Source organism: Sphingomonas sp. (assembly GCF_017304615.1).
Taxonomy (GTDB): domain Bacteria; phylum Pseudomonadota; class Alphaproteobacteria; order Sphingomonadales; family Sphingomonadaceae; genus Sphingomonas.
The window spans coordinates 44,334-64,517 of record NZ_JAFKLZ010000002.1 but is presented as its reverse complement, the minus strand read 5'-3'; the positions used below and the strand labels follow the sequence as shown (position 1 = coordinate 64,517).

The following is a 20,184-nucleotide window of genomic DNA, read 5'->3' as shown; positions in this document are numbered from 1 at the left end:
GAGCAATGCGTGCGCGTCGGAGGTGTGTATGGCCGGTGAGGAAAACAATCGCGGCGCGTTCCGCATCCAGGAATTTTACTGCCGCCAGATGGACGCGCCGATGTACGCGCGACTGTGCGTCGCGGTGGCCGAAGGGCTGACGCGCGAGAGCAAGACGGGCGCGCGAATCCTCGACTGGCCGGGCGAGCCGACGCGCGACGCCCTCCCTCTCCGGTTCTTCGGCGGACTTCATGCGCTGGTGAGGGCGGGGAAGGATGCGGGGCTGGCAGCCGTGTTCGGGGGCGACGTGATCGAGCCGGCCGCAATCGCCGCCGTGCTCAACGCCGCGTTGGTCGCGCATGATGACGAGATCCTGCCATGGCTCGACGGCCCGCCGCAGACCAACGAGCCGGGACGGTCGGGGGCGTTGATCCTGGGATTGATGGAGATTGCGCGGCGGCATGGGCCGAAGATCGACCTGCTGGAGATCGGATCGAGCGCGGGACTCAATCTGTTGATCGACCGCTATGGCTTCGACCTTGGCGGGACGCGGATGGGACCGCCCGATGCGCCGGTGACGATTGCGCCGGAATGGGAAGGCACGTCCCCCGCGCCGGTCGACCTCGACATCGTGTCGGTGCGCGGCTGCGATATTCAGCCGCTCGACGCGACCGATCCGGTGGTCGAGGAGCGGCTGCTCGCTTATGTCTGGCCGGAGACGCCCGCTCGGGGCGAGCGGCTGAAGGCGGCGATCGCGATGCAGCGCGCCAAGCCGGTCGATGTGGTGCAGGCCGATGCCGCCGACTGGATCGAGGCGCGGCTGGCCGAGCCGCAGCAGCCGGGCGTAACGCGCGTCCTGATGCATTCGGTGGTGTGGCAGTATCTGCCCGAGCCGGTTGCCGACCGCATCCGCGCGGCGATGAAGGCGGCGAGCGAGCGGGCGACCGCCGAGCACCCGTTCGGCTGGGTGATGATGGAGCCCGACCGCAACCTGGGCAAACAGATCGTCCGGGTGCGGAGCTGGCCGGGAGATGGCGAGTGGCGAATCCTCGCCACCGCGCATGCCCATGGCACCTGGATCAGCACCGAACCGCTGAACAACGCTGGGGAGGAATACGGCCTGCCCGACTCGGCCAAGGTCAACGCCGGCTAGGCGCCCTGCGCCTCCAGCCACTTGCGCATCGCAGCGGTCACCTGGTTCGGGGCTTCCCACGGCGCGAAATGGCCGACGCCGTCGAGGCGGTCGATCGTGAGATCGGGGATCAGCGCGTCTAATCCCTCCAACTGGCTCGGCAGTAATGCCTTGTCGCCCATCCCCCAGATAACGAGCGTCGGCATCTTGAGTGGTGGGAACGGGCCGTCGAGGAACGCCGGACGCTCAGGCGTCGCGTCCATCGCCGGTACTTGGACCGCGCTGGCGCGATACCAGTTGAGCATCGCGGTCATCGCGCCGGGCTGACTCCATTGCTCGAGATAGATCGGCTTTTCGTCCGCGACCTTCGAGAAATCGGTGTGACGCAGGAAATTCTTGTCGAAGAATTCATTGAACCCGACGCGTTCGAGATAAACTTCGAACTCGGGATTGCGGAACGCTGTAATGTACTGGCTCGCCTCGCGCTGCGCCATGTCGTCGAACAGCGTCTTCTGGAAGACGAAGGGGTGCGGCGCGTTGACGATGATCAGCCGCGCGATGCGGTCGGGATGGTTGAGCGCCGCCATCCACGCGATCGCCCCGCCCCAATCGTGCCCCACCAACGTGAAGCGTTCGATGTCGAAGCGGTCCGCCAGCGCGATCAAGTCGGCGACGGGCTTGTCGGGCGTGTAATTCTCGACGCCCTCTGGCTTGGACGATCTGGCGAAACCGCGCTGGTCGGGGGCGAGGACGAAATGGTCCTTCGCCAGATCGGCGATCTGGTGGCGCCAGGTGCGGTGCGATTCGGGAAAGCCGTGGAGCAGGATGATCGCAGGGTTGGTCGCATGGCCCGCCACCGCGAAGTCGAGTTCCACGCCCGTCGACAGCGCCACACGTTGCAGGTCGAATTCGCTCATTCCGCTCTCCCCATTCCGCGCTAAGGTCACACCAAGGTCACACTGGCGCTCCCGTTTCGCAGCCCTGTTTTCCCGGCGACGCCTGCCGGATTTGCCTTGGCGCGCAGCAACGGTGTCGGACGTGATGGTACATTGCAAGCGGCGATTGCCGCGCCGATACTCGGTAAATGGCGCGGGCCGACCAGATTGAAATTCGCATGCGGATCGTGATCGAAAATCCGGTTCCCGGCGTGCTGCTCAGCCTGCAGACCGGCGATAGCGGCGTGCTCGACCCGAAGCGATCGCGAACGGGTGAGCCGCTGGCGTTCGACTTCCCGGTGCGGGTCGCGCCCGGTCCCAAATTCTTCGGCGACCAGGTGCGCCGCGAAGGGCCGACGCGGCGCTTCGTCTATATCCGCATCGGCACGGCGGCGGACGACCACACATCGGCATGGTCGCGCCGGATGAAGATCGACATTCACGACACGCCGCAGGACTTGCTCGACCGCGCGGTGGCGGGGGAAGGGGTGGTAGAGCTGACGGTGAACGGGACGGGCAAGGATGGGTCGCCGGCTTGCGCGACGATGATGGTGACGGGGCGGCGGATTGCGTAATTTTCAGGTTTGCCGAGGACGCGCGATCTTGTCGGTCGGGGTAGAAATGACAGGGGCTATAGATGCCAAAATTTGATGAGATGAATGAAACTGACGTCCGAGAGATAGTGGTACGACCGCTGTTAAGCAGGCTCGGCTACGAGCATGGGACGGAAAACACGATCCGAACGGAACAGTCCTTTCGATATGCCAAGGCATTTCTGGGTCGAAAAAATCCAGGAAAAGACCCCCCTTTGGTTGGGCGCGCAGACTACATTTTAGAAGTGGCGTCTGTAGGTCGCTGGGTTGTGGAAGTGAAATCGCCCAGCGAGACGCTAGATCAAGACACGGTTGAACAGGCGCATACTTACGCAGCTCATCCAGAAGTTGCTGCATTGTTTTTTATGATCACGAATGGCCGATCTTTCCGCCTGTATCGAACCAGCTCGCTAAGCGCGCCGATAATGGCTTGGGAGTTCGCCGATAACGAAGAGATTTTTCTAGCGCTCTGCAATCTAGTGGGCCCCGATGCTCTCCGCCGGAAAATCGAACTCCTAACCCCAGATGTTGAAAAACCGCTTGGCAAAGGACTGGGGTCCCGCGTGCAAATTATCGGTGGGTGGTTTCAGTACGAGGATCACGTTTCCAATCACCCTTTGATGAGCATAGCCGTGCAGGACATCAATGGCTTGAGACTGCCAATCACAGGAGGAGAGGTGAGCAGAGCGTCCGATGGCCGTCTGCACGCGAAGCTCCGAACGGCGAAGGCTATGCCGATGGCAGGCGAGCTGTCCGACCTTTTGGAAATGGAAGACGGTTACGACTTTTATGCGCCCGATGAACTGATCTCTACAGATCAGCGCAAGCCCACCATTTTTCAGAATCTTCTATATACAAATGCGCCTGCTGGCACCCAGATGAAAATTCCGGGAATTGGGCCGATCGCAGCGCCGTTTGAGTTCCGGTTTGCGGCGACTACGGCAGCGGTAGGCTTTGTCGAGGGAGACCTATTCAAAGGTACTATGGCTCTCGACTATCAGTTCGCGTTTGTCGGGATGGCGCCTATGATCAAAGCTGGATTGGAAGCACAATTTGGCCCTCTCCCGGCCCACCCTCAAGCAAGCGGTGGTGGGTATTTCGAGGTGCAATTGCTAGTTCTGTAACCTCAAAAATCGGCGTGGCACTGGCGAAAAAGCTGCTCACGGATATGTCGCGGTCATCGGCACCTCGGGGATGGGAATCCATTCCTTCTCGTCGCCCGGCACCTTGGCGAAGTGGCCCGCTTTCCAGTCCGCCTTGGCCTGGTCGATCCGGTCCTTGCGCGAGCTCACGAAGTTCCACCACACGTAGCGCTCGGTCCTGAACGCCTCGCCGCCGCACAGCATCACGCGGCCGCCGGTCGCCGAACGCAAGGTCATCGCGACGCCGGGTTGCAGGACGTAGAGCGTGTTGAGCGCCATCGGCATGCCGTCGATGCTCGCCTCGCCCAGCGCGAGGTACACGGCGCGTTCGTCGGCGCCCTTGTCGACGGGCACACTCGCGCCGGGTTCGAGCAATATGTCGGCGTAGATCGTCTCGGCATAGGTCGTCGTCGGCGCGGCCTTGCCCCACAGATCGCCCATGATGATCCGCGCGGTGGCACCGTGGCCGTCGATCACCGGCAGCGCGGCCTTTGCGACATGCTCGAACGCCGGGTCCATTTCCTCCTTGTCCTCGGGCATGCCGAGCCAGGTCTGGATGCCCGACAGTTCGGGGCCGTGCGCGCGCTCGTCACCGGGCGAGCGCTCGCTGTGCGCGATGCCGTGGCCGGCGGTCATCAAATTGACCGCGCCGGGCTCGATCCGCGCAAACGTGCCGAGCGAATCGCGATGGTCGATCGCGCCGACGAACAGATAGGTCACGGTCGACAGGTTGATGTGCGGGTGCGGGCGGACGTCGATGCCGGTGCCGACGTCGAGATGCGCCGGGCCCATCTGGTCGAAGAAGATGAACGGGCCGACCATCTGGTGCGGCTTCGATGGCAATGTGCGGTGGACCTTGAACCCGCCGAGGTCGTGCGTGGTCGGGGTGATCGTGCGCAGGATCAGGTCGTCGTTGGTCATCGGAGTGCTTCCTCCAGCATCTGGGGCAGGTCTTCGGGAAAATATCGTTCGCCGAGCGTGGCGAGGTCGGCAGGCGCCACCCAGCGCCAGCGCTGCATCACGCGCCGTTCGAGTTCGGTATGGCCGGAGGGGTCGATCTCGCGCGTGTCGGTGCGGACCAGGAAATAGCGTTCGTCGGCGGTAACCTCGACGCCCTCGATCGTCAGGAAGTCGACCTCGCGGCGAAAGATTTCGGGGCCGGGATCGGCGACGATGCCGGTTTCCTCATGGAGTTCGCGGCGCGCGGCCTCTTCGTAACTCTCGCCTGGATCGACCGCGCCGCCGACCGTGCACCAGAAGGGCGGGCGGCCGTCCTCCGGCGTGAAGCGGAACAGCAGCACGCGGTCCTCGCCATCGACCAGCAGGATGCGTGCGGCGGGGCGGGGCGTGCGGGACATGGCCGGCAGATAGCGCAGCGCCGCTCGCCGCGCATCAGCCTTCCGCGAAACGCTTCGTTTATGTCCGGCGCGTGCCGGTCACTAACTCCACACGCGCGGATCGGATTCGCCAGGTGCACGGGCGCGGATTTCGAGCGCGTGGATGCGGGTTGCCAGCAGATCGGCGAGCGTGTTGTTGACCAGCCGCTGGCGCTCGATACGGCTCAGCCCGGTGAAGCGGTCGCTCGCCACCACGACGGTCCAGTGCGTTTCGCCGCTGCCGTCGTCGCCCATATGCCCGGCATGATGGTGGCTGGTGTTAATGACGTGGAGCACGACCGGCGCGAGCGCTTTGGTCAGGCGGGCGTGGATTTCATCGGAGAGGGGCGTGGAAGTCATGGTGCGCTCGCCTATATAAGATGCTTTTCCCGGAGCCAGCCTGCTTGTCGCGTCGTGATCCCGAAAATGGGCCGAAGGACCGTCCGAACGCCAGATTTCACGGCCGTGTCGCGGCGGACGGGCGCGTCTGCGCGGAGCCTGGGTGCGCGCAGCCCGGCGAATTCCGCGCGCCGCTGACCGAGGGCTTCGCGTCGGGCCGCGACGGGCCGGGCGAATATCGCTACCTTTGCCTCGATCATGTCCGCGCGTTCAATTCGCGGTACAATTTCTTCAACGGCATGAACCCCGACGAAATCCACGAGGCGCAGCGGCCCTATGCCGGATGGGAACGCGAGACGCGCGCCTTCGCGCATGCCGGCGCCGACCGCCCGCCGCGCTGGGCCGATTTCGCCGATCCGCTCGACGCGATTGGCGCGCGCTTTCGCGAGCGCGTGGTGCAGGAACGCGCCGACGGCAAGCCGCTGTCGCAAGCCGATCGTCATGCGCTGCGCGTGCTCGGGCTGAGCCACGATGCCGACCGCAAGGGGCTGAGAACGCGCTATTCTGAACTGGTGCGCAAATTTCACCCGGACAGAAACGGGGGCGACCGCAGCATGGAAAGGGCGCTGCAGGAAGTGATCGCGGCATATCAGCAGCTGAAGCGCTCGCCGGCGTTCGCCTGAATCTGCAGCCTTCGCGCATTCGGCAACTGGCTAACGTAGCCTTAGCTCTCTTTTTGCGGAACGAAGCCTGTCACCGGCGGCTTTTTGGCGCGATAGATCGGGCGAAGGGGGAATTCTCGTGAATTCATTGGCTGGCGTGCAGGAAATGCGCGCGACTCAGCGCTATAAGCTGTTTCAGCCGACGGAGATGACCGTCAATGGCCGGACGCGGCGCGTCCATCTCCTGAATCTTTCGGCGGGCGGCGCACTGATCTTCGCGCCAGACCCGCCGCTCCCCGGCGCGATCGTCCAGCTGAAATGCGGGGTCCATTCCCTCCGTGCGCGCGTGGCATGGCGGGCGGATCGCCGGTTCGGGGTCGCTTTCCTCGCCCCGCTTGCCGAGGCTGACGTGCGCAAAATCGTCGCCGACCAGGATGCCCTGGTGGCATCTGCGGGGCACCGGATGGATGCACCCAGCAAGTAAATGGGCCGCCTGATAGTCGATCGACGCGGGTAATGCCGCTAGAAGGTTGACCTTGGCCCCTCGTTCCCCGCAAAGCCCGTCGCGATGAAACGCCGTACCGGACAGGATCGCGCGATCACGCAACGCTGGCGCCCCGCGACGCAGGCGGTGCGCGGCGGCACTGCGCGGTCGGAATTCGGGGAAACCAGCGAAGCGCTCTTCCTGACCTCGGGCTATGCGTACGATTGCGCGGAGGATGCCGCGGCGCGCTTCCGGGGCGATCAGGTCGGGATGACCTATTCGCGGTTGCAGAACCCGACGGTCGAAATGCTCGAGCAACGCGTCGCGCTGATGGAGGGGACGGAGGCTGCGCGCGCCACCGCGACCGGCATGGCGGCGATGACCGCGGCATTGCTCTGCCAGCTCCAGACCGGCGACCATGTCGTGGCTGGGCGCGCGGCGTTCGGGTCGTGCCGCTGGCTGGTCGACACCTTGCTGCCCAAGTTCGGGATCGGCGCGACGGTGGTCGATGCGCGCGACCCGCAAGCCTTCATCGACGCGACGCGGCCCGAGACCAAAATCTATTTCTTCGAAACCCCCGCCAACCCGACGATGGACATCGTCGATCTGGCCGCCGTGTGCCGTATCGCCAGGGAGCGCGGGATCGTGTCGGTGGTCGACAACGCCTTCGCGACGCCCGCTTTGCAGCGTCCGGTCGAATTCGGCGCGGACGTCGTCGCGCATTCAGCGACCAAGATGATGGATGGTCAGGGCCGCGTGCTCGCTGGGGTCGTGTGCGGGACCGAGGATTTCATCAACAACACGCTGCTGCCCTTTCACCGCAACACCGGCCCGACGCTGTCGCCGTTCAACGCCTGGGTGGTGTTGAAGGGACTGGAGACGCTCGATTTGCGCATCCGGCGGCAAAGCGAGAACAGCTTGAAGGTCGGGCGATTCCTGGAAGGGCGCGTGCCGCGCATCCTTCACCCCGGCTTGGCAAGTCATCCGCAGCACAACCTCGCGATGAGTCAGATGGAAGCGGCCGGGTCGATCTTCGCGTTCGAGGTCGATGGCGGGCGCGAACAGGCGCACGGGCTGCTCGATGCACTGACCCTGATCGATATTTCGAACAATATCGGCGATTCGCGCTCGCTGATGACGCATCCCAGCTCGACCACGCATTCGGGGGTCGACGAAGCCAAGCGGCTCGAAATGGGCGTGACCGAGGGGATGCTGCGGATCAACGTGGGTCTCGAAGACCCCCAGGACCTGATCGACGACCTCGATCAGGCGCTCCGGAAGGTCGGGCTTTGAGCGACGCGATGAAGGCGCTGTTCCCCTATGTCGCGGAAACGCGCGGCGTGGTGGTACGCGTCTCGGTCAGCTTCCTGCCCGAACAGTCGGAGCCGGCGCGGGGACGATGGTTCTGGGCGTATCACGTGCGGATCGAGAATAATGGCTCGGCCACCGTCCAGCTGCTGACGCGCCACTGGGTCATCACGGACGGGCGCGGCGCGCGCCATTCGGTCGAGGGCGAGGGCGTGGTCGGCGAACAGCCGGTGATCGCGCCGGGCGCGTCGTTCGACTATGTCTCGGGCTGCCCGCTCGCGACGCCGAGCGGGGCGATGCAGGGCAGCTATCACATGATTGCCGAGGACGGATCGGCGTTCGACGTCGACATCCCGCGCTTCGCGTTGCTCGCGCCGGCGGTGGGGGCGTGAAGCGGACCCACCTTCCGTTGAATGGTCTGCGCGTGCTCGACGCGGCGGCGCGGCATCTGTCGTTCACGCGCGCGGCGGACGAACTGGCGGTGACGCCGGCGGCGGTCGGCCAGCAAGTCCGCGCGCTCGAGGATACTCTGGGGGTCGTGCTGTTTCGCCGCACCACCAAGGGCCTCGAACTGACGCCCGAGGGTGAGGCGGGGCTCGACGCGCTGCGCCAGGGGTTCCTGCAGTTCGAGGAAGCCGTGCGTGCGATGCAGGCCGGGCAGTCGTCCAAGTCGCTGACCATCGCCGCTCCGCGCGACGTGCTGCATTGCTGGCTGATGCCGCGCCTTGCGGAGATTTCGCGCGACGACGGCGAACTTCGTTTCGTGCTGATCGCCGCCGACGAGGAACTCGACTTCACCCAGGCCAATCTCGACCTCGCCGTGCGCTGGGGCGAAGGGCCGGGCGAGCATGAGGGTGAGGCGCTCGAATCGGACGGCATGGTGACGATCGCACGGCCCGGCGGTGGCGCGGATACGCGGATTTCGTGGCCCGGCTGCCTTAACGACGATTCGGTGTCGCTGGTCCGCGTCGCCGACGCCGGCCTCGCGATCGACGCGGCGGCGGAGGGGCTGGGGCGCGCGACCGTCCCCGAACTCCTCGCCCGCCGCGATCTCGCCAGTGGCCGCGTCGTCGCGGTCGGAGAGCCGAAGCCCTATCGCCTCGGCTACTGGCTGGTCGCCCCGCTTCCGCAATGGCGGCAGAAGAAGGTCAAGGCGCTCGTGGAGGCGCTGGGGGCGTGAGCCTGCCGGTGATGGAGACCAAGCGGCTAGTGTTGCGCGCGCTCCGGGTCGATGACGCCGAAGCGCTGCATCCGATGTACTCCGACGTCGATGCCAACACCTATGGTTCGCGCCCTGCGACCGTGTCGATCGAGGAAACGCGCGACCGCGTGACCAAGGCGATCGCCGATACCGCGTGGCGCGCTTGGGCGATCACGTTGAAAGGTGACGACACGGCGCTCGGTACGGCGGTGATAGGCACCGTGGCGAGCTACGAGAAGCGCCAGGGCAAGGTGACCGAGATCGGCTACATCCTGTCTCGGCCCTATTGGGGGCGGGGCTATGTCACCGAAGCGGTCGCGGCGCTGATCGACTTATTGTTTTCCGAAGGCCAGCGCCGGGTGGTCGCCGATACCGACCCTGACAATGCGCCGTCGATCGCGGTGGTGAAGCGGCTCGGCTTCACGCTCGAAGCGACATTGCGCGCCGAGTGGGAGACGCATATCGGCGTCCGAGACAGCCTGATCTGGGGCTTGCTGGAGGACGAATGGAAGGCCGCCCGCCCCCGAACCTGAGCGATCCGGCGGAACTCGCCGCCTATCGCCGGGAATTGCGTGACGTGGTGCGCGGCCTCCGGCTCGGCAGTGTCGGCGTGACGATTTTCGGCGCGGCCATCGCGTTGCTGCGCGCGCAGGTGTGGCCGGCGATCCCGGTGCTGGTGCCGCTCGTGGTGATCGCGCTCGGCGTGATGCTGATGATCACCGCGATCGCGTTTCGCACCGCCTACCACGCGCGGCGGATGCGGGGGGACTAGGCCCTAGGGCATCGCCGCCGCGAGGATCAAAGCGCGGGTCATCATCTGGGCGAACACGCCGGTATCGACGCCGGCGTCCTTGCGAGACCAATTGCCGACGATCGCCATCCAGCGCCCGTCCTTGCGCCGCACAAGGTAGTTGAGCGTCAGCACGCCCGGCTCCGACCCGCCCTTGAACCCGACATAATCGAACTTCGCGCGCGTCGCCGGATCGGCGCCCGGGTTGATGGCGAGCAGCGCCAGCGCGGTATCGCCGCCCTTCGTGCGCAGCCAATCAAGCACGCCCGCGGTCTGGGCGGGGGTCGCGAACCATTCGAGCGTGTCGATCGCGATCGGCCTGCCCGTCGCGAACAATGCGACGTCCACTGGCGTGCTGGCGAGCCGCGCGGCGTTGGCGTCGAGCAATTTGCGGCGATCGGCGGGCGACGCCTTCGCCCATGCCTCGGCCAGGTCGGCGTTGGCGCTCGACTTGATCGCGAACATCTGACGCGTCGTCATCATCGGCGCGAGGTCGGGGGTGCCGACCCGCGCGACGAACGCGTCGAGCTTGCGACGCTCCAACGCCACGAGCGTATCGGTCGCGGTATTGTCGCTGATCGAGATCATCAGCGTCGCGAGCGTTTGGATTGTCACCGGGCTGCCCGCTGGCCAGCTTTGCGTGATGCCGGAGGGGAGCGAGGCCGGGCCGACGGGCACGACTTCCGCCCATTTGCGCTCGCCGCCCGCGACCTCGCGCGTCAGTTCGCCCAGGACCCAGAGCTTGAACGCCGATCCCAGCGGCGCTGCCCGATCGGGATTGTACCCCGCCAGCAACCGCTGCGCATTGCCGTCCAGCGCATAGATTCCGAAACCGCTATTGCCCGGCAACGCACGGAAGGCGGTGGCGAGTTTCTGGACGCTGTCGCCGGCAATTTCGAAACCGGCGAACAGCAGCGCGCTGACCCGGTGCGGCGCGGTCGGTTCGATCGCGAGCTGGATGTTGGCGACGCCGCGCTCGAACTTGACTCGCGCGGTGCCCGACAAGGCGTTCGCGGCGGTGAAGGATTCCAGCGCGAGCGGCTTCCCCAATTGGCCGGTCAACTGGACGATGAGCGTATCCCATTTCTGTTTGGGAATCGCTGCCTGGAACGACGGCGCGAAAAAGCTGTCGAACGCCGTGGTTCCCGCGATCAGGGACGGCAGTTCCCCGGCTCGCGCGATGATCGCCGGGTCAGCGGCAGTAGTAGCGGGTGTGGAAGGCGGTGGCGGCGGGGTCTGTGCGGTCGCCGGCGTGGCCGCGAGCAATAGCAGTCCGATCAGTCCGCGCATCTCTACCTCCCGAAGATCAAGCGTCGATCGCTTCCTCGTCCAGTCGCGCAGCGTTTTCCTGGATGAAGGCGAAACGGTGCGCAGGATTGGTGCCCATCAGCCGGTCGACCAGATCCTTGACGCCAGCGCGCTCCTCATATTCCTGGGGCAGCGTGATGCGGATCAGGCTCCGCGCCTTCGGGTCCATCGTCGTTTCCTTGAGCTGGCCCGGGTTCATTTCGCCCAGCCCCTTGAACCGCGCGACTTCGACCTTCTTGCCCTTGAACTCGGTCGCCTCCAGCTCGGCGCGGTGCGCGTCGTCGCGGGCATAGGCGCTCTTGGTCCCCGCGGTCAGGCGATAGAGCGGCGGCTGCGCGAGATAGAGGTGCCCGCGCCGCACCAGATCGGGCATTTCCTGGAAGAAGAAGGTCATCAGCAACGTCGCGATATGCGCGCCGTCGACATCGGCGTCGGTCATGATGATGACGCGTTCGTAGCGCAGGTTGTCGGGCTCGCAATCCTTGCGTGTGCCGCAGCCGAGCGCGAGCGTCAGGTCGGCGATTTCCTGATTGGCAAGGATCTTGGCCGATGTGGCCGACGCGACGTTCAGGATCTTGCCGCGGATCGGCAGGATCGCTTGAGTCTTGCGGTCGCGGGCCTGCTTGGCCGAGCCGCCCGCCGAATCACCTTCGACGATGAAGATTTCGGTACCCTTGGGGTCGTCCGCCGAGCAGTCGGTCAGCTTGCCGGGCAAGCGGAGCTTGCGCGCGGAGGTGGCCGACTTGCGCTTGACCTCGCGCTCCTGCTTGCGCGCGAGCCGCTCGTCCATCCGCTCGACGACATAGGCGAGCAGAGCCTTGCCGCGGTCCATGTTGTCCGACAGGAAATGGTCGAAATGGTCGCGCACCGCCTTCTCCACGAGGCCGGCGGCTTCCGGGCTGGTGAGGCGGTCCTTGGTCTGGCTCTGGAATTGCGGATCGCGGATGAAGACCGACAGCATCAGTTCGCACCCGGTCATCACGTCGTCGGCGGTGATGTCCTTGGCCTTCTTGTTGCCGACCAGTTCGCCGAACCCGCGAATGCCGCGGACGAGCGCGGCACGCAGGCCCGCTTCGTGCGTGCCGCCGTCGGGTGTCGGGATGGTGTTGCAATACCAGCTGTAACTGCCGTCGCTCCACAGCGGCCACGCCACCGCCCATTCGACGCGGCCCTGATTCTCACCGGGAAAGTCCTGGTTGCCCGTGAAGAACTGCGCGGTCGCGGTCTCGCGGTCGCCGATCTGTTCCTTCAAGTGATCGGCGAGGCCGCCGGGAAACTGGAACACCGCTTCTGCGGGCGTATCGTCGGTGATGACCGCAGGATCGCATTTCCAGCGGATCTCGACGCCGGCAAACAGATACGCCTTCGACCGCGCCAGCTTGTAGAGCCGCGCGGGTTTGAAATGCAGTTCGGGGCCGAAAATCTCCGGGTCCGGCGTGAAGGCGACCGAGGTGCCGCGCCGGTTGGGCGTCGGGCCCACCGTTTCCAGCGGCGCGAGCGTCTGCCCCTGACTGAACCGCTGGCGATAGAGCTGGCGGTCGCGCGCGACCTCGATCACCGTATCCACCGACAAGGCGTTGACCACGCTGATGCCGACGCCGTGCAGGCCGCCGCTCGTGGCATAGGCCTTGCCCGAAAACTTGCCGCCCGAATGCAGCGTCGACAGGATCACCTCTAGCGCCGACTTGCCGGGGAATTTGGGATGCTCGTCGACCGGCATGCCGCGGCCATTGTCGGTGATCGTGATGCGGTTGCCCACGTCGAGCGTTACTTCGATCCGCGTCGCATGACCCGCGACCGCTTCGTCCATCGCATTGTCGAGTACTTCGGCGGCGAGATGGTGCAGCGCGCGCTCGTCGGTCCCCCCGACATACATGCCGGGGCGGCGGCGGACGGGTTCGAGCCCCTCCAGCACCTCGATCGAGGAGGCGGTATAGTCGCCGGCCGGCTTGGGAGAGGAGGCGAACAGATCGTCGGACATGGCCCGCTATACGAGGCCGCGAATCCCCGACGCAAGCGCGCCGGCGTCCCTTATCCACAACAATGGGCGACCGCGCCGAAATGCGGTCGCCCGGAGTGTCGTCAGCGCTTGGCGATCTTTAGCGTGCTGGTGTCTAGGCTGGCGGTGGTTGTGCTGGACGCGGTTGAGGCAAGAGTAGTGGCGCCCGACGCAGAGGGGACGTCGACCAGCGTCGTGGTGGTGCCGTAATTATAGCCGGCCAGCATCTTGATCTGCTGCCCATTGCCCAGATCGCCGCCCGTGCAGCTCAGGAGCTTTTCGATGCAGTTGTTGGTCCACAACGCGAGGACGCTGTCCTCCCAGGCGCCGAACCAGTCGGCGTGGAAGGTGGTACCCGGCTCGCTCGGCGTCATGCCGGGCATGCGGTCGGACGACAGATACCAGTTCGCCGCAGTCGTATCGGTCGTATACCAAGCGCCGAGCTGGAATTCGGGAATGATATAGGGATAGCCGGCGGGGCATTTGGGCTGGGCGTATTCGTCATAGACGCGATATGCCAGGTGGCTGCGGTGATCGGGGCTGTCGAGCTCCTTGCCGTTCCAGCAATCGGGCGCGACCAGCACCGCGCCGAGGCGCGAGCCCGCCGGGCAGCCGGCGAGCGCTTCCTTGATCGACGCGAAGTGGCCTGACACGGCGCCGGTCCCGTCACAATTCCACCAGCGCTTGGCGATGTTGGTGGGCGTGCTCGCCGGGTCGAACATGTTGTAGCCGAAGATGTACCGTAAGCCCCGCGGCAACGGTACGCAGGCGGTCGCCAGCGTCTTGCAGCGCGGATCGCTAGACGGCATGCGCTTGTAATAGACCGCCAGATAATCGGGCATCACCACCTTGCCCGATCCGTTCATCATCGACGGAATCCAGTAGGCCGACCGGTTGAGCAGGGCGTTGCATGAACTGTCGCCCGTCGTGCGCAGCGACGCGTAGGTCGAATTCGCCCCGGCCAGCGTGTTGCCGAAGAAGGTGTGAAGATGCGACTTGCCGGGCTGGCCGGGATAGACGATCGGATCGTCATACGAATTGTGCGTTGGCGCGCAGAGGAAGCGGAACGCGCCGACGTCATCCTCGTGCGCGGGGATCGCGCCATTGCCCCATGCGGCCTGGAGATAGTTGGCGACGTCGATGCCGGACGCGATCGCGGCTTGGCCATCGATCGACGGCGATGCAATGCTGACCCCGAGCGGCGCGCCCATCGGGGCTGGCGTCGGTGTCGGGGTCGGCGTGGGCGCGGCCATCGGCGTCGGATCGAAGACGCTGATGATCGCAATGTTTTTCTTGAGACCCGCGCCGGCGGCATTGCTGCCCGCCTTGGTGGCGGCGGCGAATGCCGTACCCGCCACGAGAAGCGCCATCACGCCAGTAATTGCTTTTTTCACTGTCCAAGTACCCGCCCGTTGACGGTCGATGCGACCATTTCGGCAGCGTATTGACGGGCGAGGACACTATGTTGGGTAAAGGGCTGCGGTTAACGAGCCGCATACCCTAATATGGCTGATTCGGGGGCGGAAGGTGACGGATGGCGCGCTACGCCATCAAACGGAACGGACGCGCGAGCCGCTGTCCGATGTCGCGAGTCCGGCTTTCGCTATAGCGCAGGCTGCGTGCCCATTCTCAGCGAACGCGCGGCCCGCCGAACGGCAGGGGCGGCGGGGGGCGTCGATCACGGCGAGGCAGCTGCGCCTGATAGGCGTGGCCGCAATGTTCGACGCAATACGGGAAGCCGGGGTTCACCTTATCGCCGCAGAAATGGAAATCGGGCTCGCCCGGGTGACCGAGCGGCCACTTGCAGATCTTGTCGTTGAGATCGAGCAGGCTCGTCTTGTCCGCCATTTCGGGGGACGGCTTGGCGGGAACCAGCCGGCGCGGCGGGGCGGGAGTGATCGGCGGCTGTTGCTCGCCCGGTGACTGGCGCACGAAGCCGCCAGGACCGACCGAACGCAGGATAGGTTCGGGCGTAGTCGGCCGCTGGGGGGCGCCAATATCCGTGCTGACCGAAATCGGCGCGGCCGAAACGGGCGTGGGAGCCGCGACCGGAGCCGGGGCCGGTCGCGGCGCGGGCGCGGCAGGTGCCGCCGCCTTTTTCGCGGGAGCCGGCGCGGGCATTTCGCCGGATTCGTTGGGCTTCACCGGCGAGGGGCGCGACTGCAGGCCCAGGCGGTGCGCCTTGCCGATCACCGCATTGCGGCTGACCCCGCCAAGCTCGTCGGCGATCTGGCTCGCCGTCTGCCCGGCTTCCCACATCTTCTTGAGCGCGTCGATCCGCTCGTCGGTCCAGCTCATAATCGTCCTTTTCAAATCGTCTTCCGGGCGGTTGCGGGCCGCCGCGTCAAAGCCTAACTGCGAGGCCAATGGACGCGCCCACATCTCCGCCCGATAAAATCGCTGCGATGCCGCCCCCGGGCGTTCCGACGATCCGGAGCGTGAACTGGGGTGGCCTGAGAACCCTCTATGTGAAGGAGGTGCGCCGTTTCTTCAAGGTGCACCTGCAGACGATCTGGGCGCCGGCGATCACGACCCTGCTGTTTCTGGTCGTTTTCACCGTCGCGACGGGGGCAAAACGGCCCGTTCTGGTCGGCGGGGTCGAGATTCCGTTCGGCGATTTCATCGCGCCCGGGCTGATCATCAGCCAGGGGATGATGGGCCCGGCCTTCGCCAATTCGAGCTTTTCGCTGCTCGTCGGCAAGATCCAGGGGACGATCGTCGATTATCTGATGCCGCCGCTCTCGACGCTGGAGTTGTTGGCGGGGCTGATCGGCGGCGCGATGACGCGAGCGTTCATCGTGGGGTTCATCGTATGGTGCGCGATGGCGCTTTACGGTCTCGACGTGTGGCCGCGGCATTTTTGGGCGGTGCTCTGGTTCGGGTTCCTGGGGTCGATGTTCCTGTCCCTGCTCGGCGTCCTGACCTCGATCTGGGCGGACAAGTTCGACCATGCGGCAGCGGTGACCAACTTCGTGATCGTACCGCTCGGCCTGCTTTCGGGCACCTTCTATTCGGTCGATCGCCTCGCGCCCGCGTTCCGCGCCTTCAGCCACGCCAACCCGTTCTTCTACATCATCTCGGGCTTTCGCTACGGGTTCCTAGGCACTGCCGATTCGCCGATCCTGGTCGGCAGCATCGCGGTGTTCGGGCTCGACCTGGTGCTGGCGGTCGCGTGCTACTGGCTGCTCAACAAGGGCTGGAAGATCAAGAGCTGACCAGGCTTAACGGGGGCTGCAAACCGCGTTCAGCCTGTTCCCATATCCAGCGCGCTAGAAACACCTTCGACACCGATGTTCGGTGGATGGAGGTAGATATGCGTAAGGTTCTCGTTTCGGTCGCCGCCCTGGGCGCTGCGTTGGCAGCGAGCTCCTCGATGGCGCAGTCATACGGTTATCCGGGCGGCGGCTATGGCCAGCCGGGCTACGGTTACAATGAAGGTTATGGCGGCAACCGCATGGCGGTGCCGACGCCGTGGCAAGTGCGCGACATGGTCGAACGGGCGATTCAGCGCGGTGACGTGTCGCGGGGCGAGGCACGCGATCTGCGCGACAACGTCCGCGATCTGTTCCGGCTCGAACAGCGCACGCGCTACGGCAATGACTGGCGAGCCCGCGAAAAGCTGCAGCGCAAGACGATGGACGTGCTGCGCGACCTGCGCGAGGCGCGGCGCGACGGCTATCGCGACGATCGCTACGGCTGGAACCGTTAGGCAAAAACGATGGAACGGCGGGTGGCTACGCCCGCCGTTTCCCGGTTCGCGTCACGGTGTTGACGCTGTGTGCCGACACCAAGTAAATGCGCGCTCCGGGCGGCCCCATTCCGGGGCCGCCTTTTGCATTTTTGAGGAGCAAGTCCCGTGACCATCACCCCGCTCATGCCCGTTTACCCGCGGTGCGGCGTGCGGCCGGTGCGAGGCGAGGGCTGCTACCTGATCGGCGAGCGCGGCGAACGGTATCTCGATTTCGCGGCGGGCATTGCGGTCAACGCGCTGGGCCACGGCCACCCGACCTTGGTCAAGGCGATCGCCGACCAAGCGGCGACGCTGATGCACGTGTCGAACCTCTACGGCAGCCCGCAGGGTGAGAGCCTGGCGCAGCGCATCGTCGACATGAGCTTCGCCGACACCGTGTTTTTCACCAATTCGGGCGTCGAGGCGATTGAGTGCGCGATCAAGACCGCGCGGCGCTATCACGACGTGAATGGCAATCCAGAACGCTACAAGCTGATCACCTTCAAGAACGCGTTTCACGGGCGTTCGCTCGGCGCGATCTCCGCGACCGACCAGCCTAAGATGCGTGACGGGTTCGAGCCGTTGCTGCCGGGGTTCGATTACGCGAAGTTCAATGACCTAGAAGGCGCGCTCGCGCTGATCGACGGCGAGACTGCCGGGTTCCTGGTCGAGACGGTGCAGGGCGAGGGCGGGATGACGGCGGGCACGCCCGAATTCATCCAGGGCTTGCGCAAGGCGTGCGACGAGCACGGCCTGCTGCTGATCCTCGACGAGATCCAGTGCGGGTACGGCCGCACCGGCAAGATGTGGGCGTACGAGCATTACGGCATCACACCCGACATCATGACCGTCGCGAAGGGCATCGGCGGCGGCTTCCCGCTCGGCGCGTGCCTCGCGACCGAGGAAGCGGCGAAGGGCATGGTGATCGGCACGCACGGGTCGACCTATGGCGGCAATCCGCTGGCGATGGCGGCGGGCGAGGCGGTGCTCGACGTGATGCAGGAGCCGGGGTTCCTCGATCATGTCACCAAGATGGGCGATCGCCTCCGCGCCGCGTTCGAACAGTTGATTCCCAATTACGATCACCTGTTCGAGGAGATCCGCGGCAAGGGCCTGATGCTCGGGATCAAGATGAAGGAGCCCGCGGTCAGCCGCGACTTCGTGGCGCATCTGCGCGACAATCACGGACTATTGACGGTCGCGGCGGGCGAGAACGTGTTCCGCGTGCTGCCGCCGCTGATCATCGAGGAAAATCATATCAGCGCGTGCATCGAACGGCTGAGCGAGGGCGCGCGGACCTATTCGACCGCCACGGCGACGGCGTGACGCGCCACTTTCTCAACTTGTCCGACGCGGGGCCGGACGGGGTCGCCGCGATGCTGGCCGACGCGATCGATCGCAAGGCGGCGCGTGCCGGCTGGCCCAAGGGCAAGGTCGACGCCGACGCGCCGCTCAGCGGGCGCGTGCTGGCGATGATCTTCGAAAAGAACTCGACCCGCACGCGTGTCAGCTTCGACATGGCGATCCGTCAGTTGGGCGGTACCAGCATCGTGATGGATGCCGGGCAGATGCAGCTCGGCCGCGGCGAGAGCGTCGCCGACACCGCGCGCGTGCTGTCGGCATTCGTCGATGCGATCATGATCCGGACCGACGATCACGCCAAGGTCGTCGAGATGGCTGAATACGCGAGCGTGCCGGTGATCAACGGGCTGACCGATAACTCTCACCCGTGCCAGATCGTCGCCGATCTTCAGGCGATCATCGAGAGCGGGCGATCACTGCCCGGCCTCAAGGTCGCATGGCTGGGCGACGGCAACAACGTGCTGGCGTCGTTCATGGAGGCCGCCGGGCTGATGCAGTTCGATGTCGTCGCGGCGTGCCCGCAGGGGTTCATGCCGTCGGACGAGGACGTCGCGCTGGGCAAGGGTCGCGCCCGCGTGGTCGGCACCGCGAAGGAAGCGGTCGAGGGCGCGGACATCGTCGTCACCGACACCTGGATTTCGATGGGCCAGGCGCATGCCGACACCAAGCTCGCGGCGATGATGCCGTTCCAGGTCGATGCCGCATTGATGGCCGCCGCCAAGCCGGATGCGAAATTCCTCCACTGCCTGCCCGCGCATCGTGGAGAGGAAGTGACGGCGGAGGTAATCGACGGCCCGCAATCGTTGATCTGGCCCGAAGCGGAGAACCGCCTACACGCGCAAAAGGCGATCCTGCGCTGGTGCTTCGGGCAGATCGGTTGATCGAGAACACGACCCGCCCCACATGGGCGGCATGACTTCCCCCGCCATTACCGACATCGACGAAGCGCTCGGCTTCACGCTCCCGGCACGCCACGCGCGCGGACGGTTGGTGCGGCTGGGGCCGGTGCTCGACGAGATTCTCGAAGCGCACGCTTATCCGCCGGCGATCGAGGCGTTGGTGGCGGAGGCGCTAACGCTGACGGCCTTGATCGGATCGACGCTCAAGGACCCGACCGGCCAGTTGACGCTCCAGGCGCAGACCCAGGCGGGCGTCGTGACGTTGCTGGTGTGCGATTATCGTGGCGGCGAATTGCGCGGCTACGTCCAGTACGAAGCGGACAAGCTGGCCGAAGCGCCCGCCGAGCCGAGCCTGTTCGCGCTGTTCGGCGAAGGCTATCTCGCGATCACCTTCGACCTCGCGCAGACCAAGGAGCGTTACCAGGGCATCGTGCCGCTCGACGGCGAGACGTTGGCGCAAGCGGCGGAGAGCTATTTCGTCCAGTCGGAACAGATCCCGACGCTGATCAACTTCGGCATGAAGCGCGATGCCGAGGGGCAGTGCGTCGCGGGCGGGCTGTTCCTTCAGCATTTGCCCGACGGCGAGGACGGACGCGAGCGGCTGCACACACGGCTCGACCATCCCGAATGGGAGCACGTGTCGATCCTCGGCCGTACGATGGGCGCGGACGAGCTGGCCGATCGCGACATTCCGCTCGAAACATTGATCTGGCGGCTGTTCAACGAGGAAGATGAAGTCCGTGTGCTCGCGCGCACGCAGTTCGCCAAGGGATGCCGCTGCGACGCCGATTACATCGCCAGCGTGCTCGCCAAGTTCACCGACGCCCACCGTGCCGAAATGGCCGACGAGGATGGGATGATCCAGGTCGGCTGCGCGTTCTGCGCCAAATCCTTCCCCGTCCCCGCCGTTGCGGCAGCTCGCTGATCGCCGCGAGCATGCCACAA

Annotated in this window: 23 protein-coding genes; 15 read left to right on the top strand and 8 right to left on the bottom strand. The window is 65.5% G+C overall.

Annotated features, from left to right (window positions below; all coding sequences use genetic code 11):
- Window positions 1-28 precede the first annotated feature (28 nt).
- A complete protein-coding gene (locus J0J06_RS08485) occupies window positions 29-1,132 on the top strand; it encodes a DUF2332 family protein (RefSeq protein WP_294041042.1) in 1,104 nt (367 codons plus the stop codon).
- Here the strand turns inward: J0J06_RS08485 and J0J06_RS08480 are convergent.
- Window positions 1,129-2,028 (bottom strand): alpha/beta hydrolase, encoded by a 900-nt coding sequence (locus J0J06_RS08480; RefSeq protein ID WP_294041040.1) that lies wholly within the window; start codon window positions 2,026-2,028, stop codon window positions 1,129-1,131. The genes J0J06_RS08485 and J0J06_RS08480 overlap by 4 nt on opposite strands.
- Before the next feature lie 167 nt (window positions 2,029-2,195).
- Between J0J06_RS08480 and J0J06_RS08475 the strand changes: the two genes are divergently transcribed.
- Both J0J06_RS08475 and J0J06_RS08470 read left to right on the top strand, forming a co-directional pair.
- A complete protein-coding gene (locus J0J06_RS08475; protein ID WP_294041039.1) occupies window positions 2,196-2,621 on the top strand; it encodes a DUF5990 family protein in 426 nt (141 codons plus the stop codon).
- Between the two features lie 62 nt (window positions 2,622-2,683).
- On the top strand, window positions 2,684-3,763 hold the full coding sequence (locus J0J06_RS08470) for a type I restriction enzyme HsdR N-terminal domain-containing protein (protein ID WP_294041038.1): 1,080 nt from the start codon (window positions 2,684-2,686) through the stop codon (window positions 3,761-3,763).
- 36 nt (window positions 3,764-3,799) lie between these two features.
- On the opposite strand, the gene J0J06_RS08465 is transcribed toward J0J06_RS08470, so the two are convergent.
- The 3 genes from J0J06_RS08465 to J0J06_RS08455 all read right to left on the bottom strand — a co-directional run bounded on the left by J0J06_RS08465 (window position 3,800) and on the right by J0J06_RS08455 (window position 5,517).
- A complete protein-coding gene (locus J0J06_RS08465; RefSeq protein ID WP_294041035.1) occupies window positions 3,800-4,702 on the bottom strand; it encodes a pirin family protein in 903 nt (300 codons plus the stop codon).
- Complete coding sequence (locus J0J06_RS08460; RefSeq protein ID WP_294041033.1) at window positions 4,699-5,139, bottom strand: NUDIX domain-containing protein; 441 nt, start codon at window positions 5,137-5,139, stop codon at window positions 4,699-4,701. Before J0J06_RS08460 ends, J0J06_RS08465 begins: the two co-directional genes overlap by 4 nt.
- 81 nt (window positions 5,140-5,220) lie before the next feature.
- A complete protein-coding gene (locus J0J06_RS08455) occupies window positions 5,221-5,517 on the bottom strand; it encodes a BolA family transcriptional regulator (protein WP_294041032.1) in 297 nt (98 codons plus the stop codon).
- Window positions 5,518-5,561: 44 nt separating this feature from the next.
- Between J0J06_RS08455 and J0J06_RS08450 the strand changes: the two genes are divergently transcribed.
- The 7 genes from J0J06_RS08450 (at window position 5,562) to J0J06_RS08420 (ending at window position 9,923) form a co-directional block, all read left to right on the top strand.
- Window positions 5,562-6,179 (top strand): J domain-containing protein, encoded by a 618-nt coding sequence (locus J0J06_RS08450; protein ID WP_294041031.1) that lies wholly within the window; start codon window positions 5,562-5,564, stop codon window positions 6,177-6,179.
- Between the two features lie 118 nt (window positions 6,180-6,297).
- Window positions 6,298-6,642 carry a PilZ domain-containing protein gene (locus J0J06_RS08445; protein ID WP_294041029.1) on the top strand — a complete coding sequence of 115 codons (345 nt, stop codon included), beginning with the start codon at window positions 6,298-6,300 and terminating at the stop codon, window positions 6,640-6,642.
- A gap of 84 nt (window positions 6,643-6,726) precedes the next feature.
- On the top strand, window positions 6,727-7,935 hold the full coding sequence (locus J0J06_RS08440) for an aminotransferase class I/II-fold pyridoxal phosphate-dependent enzyme (protein ID WP_294041027.1): 1,209 nt from the start codon (window positions 6,727-6,729) through the stop codon (window positions 7,933-7,935).
- Window positions 7,936-7,943: 8 nt separating this feature from the next.
- Window positions 7,944-8,342, top strand: a complete 399-nt coding sequence (gene apaG / locus J0J06_RS08435; protein ID WP_294042436.1) for a Co2+/Mg2+ efflux protein ApaG — start codon at window positions 7,944-7,946, stop codon at window positions 8,340-8,342.
- Window positions 8,339-9,130: a LysR family transcriptional regulator gene (locus J0J06_RS08430; RefSeq protein WP_294041025.1), complete on the top strand. Its 792-nt coding sequence runs from the start codon at window positions 8,339-8,341 to the stop codon at window positions 9,128-9,130. Before apaG ends, J0J06_RS08430 begins: the two co-directional genes overlap by 4 nt.
- The gene (locus tag J0J06_RS08425) at window positions 9,127-9,684 is read left to right on the top strand and encodes a GNAT family protein (RefSeq protein WP_366931201.1); all 558 of its coding nucleotides are present in this window, start codon (window positions 9,127-9,129) and stop codon (window positions 9,682-9,684) included. Before J0J06_RS08430 ends, J0J06_RS08425 begins: the two co-directional genes overlap by 4 nt.
- A complete protein-coding gene (locus J0J06_RS08420; RefSeq protein ID WP_294041024.1) occupies window positions 9,657-9,923 on the top strand; it encodes a hypothetical protein in 267 nt (88 codons plus the stop codon). The genes J0J06_RS08425 and J0J06_RS08420 overlap by 28 nt, the downstream gene beginning before the upstream one ends.
- A gap of 3 nt (window positions 9,924-9,926) precedes the next feature.
- On the opposite strand, the gene J0J06_RS08415 is transcribed toward J0J06_RS08420, so the two are convergent.
- The 4 genes from J0J06_RS08415 to J0J06_RS08400 form a co-directional block, all read right to left on the bottom strand.
- Complete coding sequence (locus J0J06_RS08415; RefSeq protein WP_294041022.1) at window positions 9,927-11,231, bottom strand: serine hydrolase; 1,305 nt, start codon at window positions 11,229-11,231, stop codon at window positions 9,927-9,929.
- A gap of 16 nt (window positions 11,232-11,247) precedes the next feature.
- On the bottom strand, window positions 11,248-13,230 hold the full coding sequence (parE, locus tag J0J06_RS08410) for a DNA topoisomerase IV subunit B (protein ID WP_294041021.1): 1,983 nt from the start codon (window positions 13,228-13,230) through the stop codon (window positions 11,248-11,250).
- Window positions 13,231-13,331: 101 nt separating this feature from the next.
- Window positions 13,332-14,618, bottom strand: a complete 1,287-nt coding sequence (locus J0J06_RS08405; protein ID WP_294041019.1) for a DUF1996 domain-containing protein — start codon at window positions 14,616-14,618, stop codon at window positions 13,332-13,334.
- 259 nt (window positions 14,619-14,877) lie between these two features.
- A complete protein-coding gene (locus J0J06_RS08400) occupies window positions 14,878-15,546 on the bottom strand; it encodes a GcrA family cell cycle regulator (protein ID WP_294041018.1) in 669 nt (222 codons plus the stop codon).
- 107 nt (window positions 15,547-15,653) lie between these two features.
- Between J0J06_RS08400 and J0J06_RS08395 the strand changes: the two genes are divergently transcribed.
- From J0J06_RS08395 to J0J06_RS08375, 5 genes are all read left to right on the top strand, one after another.
- The gene (locus J0J06_RS08395) at window positions 15,654-16,463 is read left to right on the top strand and encodes an ABC transporter permease (protein WP_294042432.1); all 810 of its coding nucleotides are present in this window, start codon (window positions 15,654-15,656) and stop codon (window positions 16,461-16,463) included.
- Window positions 16,464-16,561: 98 nt separating this feature from the next.
- Entirely contained in the window at window positions 16,562-16,957 is a 396-nt protein-coding gene (locus J0J06_RS08390; protein WP_294041016.1) for a hypothetical protein, read from the top strand.
- A 147-nt stretch (window positions 16,958-17,104) separates the two neighbouring features.
- Window positions 17,105-18,304 (top strand): aspartate aminotransferase family protein, encoded by a 1,200-nt coding sequence (locus J0J06_RS08385; RefSeq protein WP_294041014.1) that lies wholly within the window; start codon window positions 17,105-17,107, stop codon window positions 18,302-18,304.
- Entirely contained in the window at window positions 18,301-19,221 is a 921-nt protein-coding gene (argF, locus tag J0J06_RS08380; protein WP_294041012.1) for an ornithine carbamoyltransferase, read from the top strand. Before J0J06_RS08385 ends, argF begins: the two co-directional genes overlap by 4 nt.
- A gap of 22 nt (window positions 19,222-19,243) precedes the next feature.
- Window positions 19,244-20,164 (top strand): Hsp33 family molecular chaperone HslO, encoded by a 921-nt coding sequence (locus J0J06_RS08375; RefSeq protein ID WP_294041010.1) that lies wholly within the window; start codon window positions 19,244-19,246, stop codon window positions 20,162-20,164.
- Window positions 20,165-20,184 lie beyond the last annotated feature (20 nt).

Excerpts from the sequence above, each read along its gene's own strand:
- J0J06_RS08485 (WP_294041042.1), top strand. The coding sequence starts at position 29 with ATGGCCGGTGAGGAAAACAATCGCGGCGCGTTCCGCATCCAGGAATTT.
- J0J06_RS08480 (WP_294041040.1), bottom strand. The coding sequence starts at position 2,028 with ATGAGCGAATTCGACCTGCAACGTGTGGCGCTGTCGACGGGCGTGGAA.
- J0J06_RS08475 (WP_294041039.1), top strand. The coding sequence starts at position 2,196 with ATGGCGCGGGCCGACCAGATTGAAATTCGCATGCGGATCGTGATCGAA.
- J0J06_RS08470 (WP_294041038.1), top strand. The coding sequence starts at position 2,684 with ATGCCAAAATTTGATGAGATGAATGAAACTGACGTCCGAGAGATAGTG.
- J0J06_RS08465 (WP_294041035.1), bottom strand. The coding sequence starts at position 4,702 with ATGACCAACGACGACCTGATCCTGCGCACGATCACCCCGACCACGCAC.
- J0J06_RS08460 (WP_294041033.1), bottom strand. The coding sequence starts at position 5,139 with ATGTCCCGCACGCCCCGCCCCGCCGCACGCATCCTGCTGGTCGATGGC.
- J0J06_RS08455 (WP_294041032.1), bottom strand. The coding sequence starts at position 5,517 with ATGACTTCCACGCCCCTCTCCGATGAAATCCACGCCCGCCTGACCAAA.
- J0J06_RS08440 (WP_294041027.1), top strand. The coding sequence starts at position 6,727 with ATGAAACGCCGTACCGGACAGGATCGCGCGATCACGCAACGCTGGCGC.
- apaG (WP_294042436.1), top strand. The coding sequence starts at position 7,944 with ATGAAGGCGCTGTTCCCCTATGTCGCGGAAACGCGCGGCGTGGTGGTA.
- J0J06_RS08420 (WP_294041024.1), top strand. The coding sequence starts at position 9,657 with ATGGAAGGCCGCCCGCCCCCGAACCTGAGCGATCCGGCGGAACTCGCC.
- J0J06_RS08415 (WP_294041022.1), bottom strand. The coding sequence starts at position 11,231 with ATGCGCGGACTGATCGGACTGCTATTGCTCGCGGCCACGCCGGCGACC.
- parE (WP_294041021.1), bottom strand. The coding sequence starts at position 13,230 with ATGTCCGACGATCTGTTCGCCTCCTCTCCCAAGCCGGCCGGCGACTAT.
- J0J06_RS08405 (WP_294041019.1), bottom strand. The coding sequence starts at position 14,618 with ATGGCGCTTCTCGTGGCGGGTACGGCATTCGCCGCCGCCACCAAGGCG.
- J0J06_RS08400 (WP_294041018.1), bottom strand. The coding sequence starts at position 15,546 with ATGAGCTGGACCGACGAGCGGATCGACGCGCTCAAGAAGATGTGGGAA.
- J0J06_RS08395 (WP_294042432.1), top strand. The coding sequence starts at position 15,654 with ATGCCGCCCCCGGGCGTTCCGACGATCCGGAGCGTGAACTGGGGTGGC.
- J0J06_RS08390 (WP_294041016.1), top strand. The coding sequence starts at position 16,562 with ATGCGTAAGGTTCTCGTTTCGGTCGCCGCCCTGGGCGCTGCGTTGGCA.
- J0J06_RS08375 (WP_294041010.1), top strand. The coding sequence starts at position 19,244 with ATGGGCGGCATGACTTCCCCCGCCATTACCGACATCGACGAAGCGCTC.